This is a genomic window from Flavobacterium agri (genome assembly GCF_013401995.1).
In the GTDB taxonomy this organism is placed as follows: Bacteria; Bacteroidota; Bacteroidia; order Flavobacteriales; family Flavobacteriaceae; genus Flavobacterium; species Flavobacterium agri.
The window spans coordinates 1-2,237 of sequence record NZ_JACBJI010000021.1 but is presented as its reverse complement, the minus strand read 5'-3'; the positions used below and the strand labels follow the sequence as shown (position 1 = coordinate 2,237).

General features: G+C 36.6%; 3 protein-coding genes. 1 reads left to right on the top strand and 2 read right to left on the bottom strand.

What is annotated here, in order from left to right; all coding sequences use genetic code 11:
- The coding region (locus HZF10_RS17970) for a hypothetical protein (RefSeq protein WP_217703410.1) at positions 1-298 on the top strand (298 nt) is incomplete at its 5' end.
- A gap of 689 nt (positions 299-987) precedes the next feature.
- Here the strand turns inward: HZF10_RS17970 and HZF10_RS17745 are convergent.
- Positions 988-1,539, bottom strand: coding sequence for a hypothetical protein (locus HZF10_RS17745; RefSeq protein ID WP_176007585.1), 552 nt, complete (start codon positions 1,537-1,539; stop codon positions 988-990).
- A gap of 137 nt (positions 1,540-1,676) precedes the next feature.
- Positions 1,677-2,072 (bottom strand): hypothetical protein, encoded by a 396-nt coding sequence (locus HZF10_RS17740; RefSeq protein WP_176007584.1) that lies wholly within the window; start codon positions 2,070-2,072, stop codon positions 1,677-1,679.
- Positions 2,073-2,237: the final 165 nt, after the last annotated feature.

The window sequence follows — 2,237 nt, the reverse complement described above, 5'->3', positions numbered from 1 at the left end:
ACGGAAATTTAGTAAGGAAATGTTTGGCGAAGCCTTTCGCTGCAAGCGAAAAAGAAATAATACGTTGCAAATGGACAGTAACGTTAGGCCGCTAATTTCGATTGCGGCGTTTCAGAGAGAGTCCTCTCCGCCGAAAAGTACGAAATTAATATCGGCTCGTAAACTTAGTCCACTTGCCGCAATCGAAATTAGCGGCGGTTGGCTGCAGTACTTTTCTTATTCAGGTATAAATACAAATTTTGAAAATTTCCATTCATTTGAATTAAGTTCTTTTATAAAACAGATTGGAACAGCATAGTCATCGACTTTAATGATTTCCATATCAATAGAGGATTTAATAACGTGGATGTCTTTCGTCAACCAACTTTTTCCTAGATTTTCAAGTTCGTCAATATTTCCAAAATGAAAGCCTTCATAAGCAGATTCTGTTACAATACTTTTCAAGTTGATAGTATCTCTTATACTTAGAAGTAAACTAAGTGTTTCAAATGATTTCTTCGATGTCGAAAGATCAAATTGTTTATTTTTTTGTCCCCAACACGTTAAACTTATAGTGGCACAAATTGCAAAAATTATGTTTTTAAGACATATCATATTCTATTCCTCTATTTTAGTATTGCAGCCAACGTTCGGCAGCTTCTTTGCCGTCGCAGCTTTCGGAGAGAGCACTCTCCGAAGCCGAAAACGAAGTTAGTGAAAAAGAGTTTCCCTAACCACAGAAACAGCGATGGCAAAGAGCTGCTGTTACTGTCTCGGCCACAAACACAAAGATATTCTACAACAGTAGCACGTCCTGCTTAAGTTTGCTTTTCGTTCCAACAATTATGCGGTTACTCGATGGCTGGACAGTAACGTTCGGCGGCTTCTTTGCTGCCGCGGCCTATTGGAGAGAGTACTCTCCACCGAATGGAAACGAAGTTAAGAAAAAGTTCGTTCCCGCTAACGTGAACCAGCGGTAGCGAAGAGCCGCTGTTACCAGTTGTGCCTTCAAAACAGACCTTGACTTATAGGAATCCATTTATCCCAATTTCCATTTTCTTTTTTGTAGAACCACAAGCTTGTTTGACCTCCGGAACCGCAACATAAATGCATAAAATATACAACACAAATTGTGTTATTTCTGATATAAACAGGTTTGGAGATCATCATAACTCGGTTGCTATTATTGTATTCGGTTTTTTCTTCAAGATAAGATTTGATGTAGTCAATACTTATCCATTTATTTGAGCTAAATAGTTTTGTGTCCAAAGTTTTACCATATTGCATCTGTATTTCTTGGATTATCTTTTTCTGTTCTTCTTTTGTAATAGAAATGCGGTCTGACTTGTCAATAGGACTAAAGAATTCTTTATTGTTTTTCAAATTTTCAAGTTCAAATTCCACTATTTTTTTTTCAAGTTTTGGAATTATCCTTAATTCACCATCTCCGTAACTGCCGTCTTTAAGCAAATTATCTATGATGATTTTATTGTCGTCTTGATTTTGAGAAAAAGAAATGTTCAGTGAGATTAAAAGGATAGATACGAATATATACTTCATTTTTAGTAGTATTTGGCATAACTGGTAACGTGAGGCCGCTAATTTCGGTTGCGGCCGTTTCGGAGAGAGTACTCTCCGCCGAAAAGTACGAAATTAAAGAATGACTCGTAAACTTAGTCCGCTTGCCGCAATCGAAATTAGCGGCGGTTACCAGAAGATGTACAATTAACACGTTTGCATATTTCTGATTTCTCCGATGTTATTAAAGTTAGGTTCGAAAGTTGCTCCGCAGAATATGCAGATAAATTATTATCGGCTCTGTATTTTTGGATTTTGCTATAAAATACTTCGATATTTTTCTTATCGAAATCTGTCAAATTTTTTGAATCAAAACCCATAATTCCTAAAACCCAATAATCGGAATATTCTTTTTTCTTTCCACGCAACTTAGGCAACGTTCTCATTAATTCTGACAAATTTTCTTTAGTTGTAATGATTGGCAAAGTTGCTCTTGAAGCACTAGAACTGGCATCAACAAACTGAAAAACACCACAAATCGCATTATCAACTTTTTGTATGTCATAATTTTCCAAATAAATGTTGCGAGAAACAGCAACCGTAAACGAGATTGATTAATAGAAAAATATGTTTCATTCTAACGAGATTGCTTCTACATTTTCTGGTAACGTTAGGCCTGTAACCGCCGGTGCGGAAACCGGAGATTGTATTCTCCGCTGAACGCGAACGAAGTTATGGAA

Coding starts and splice junctions, on each gene's coding strand:
- HZF10_RS17745 (WP_176007585.1), bottom strand. CDS start 1,539: ATGAAGTATATATTCGTATCTATCCTTTTAATCTCACTGAACATTTCT.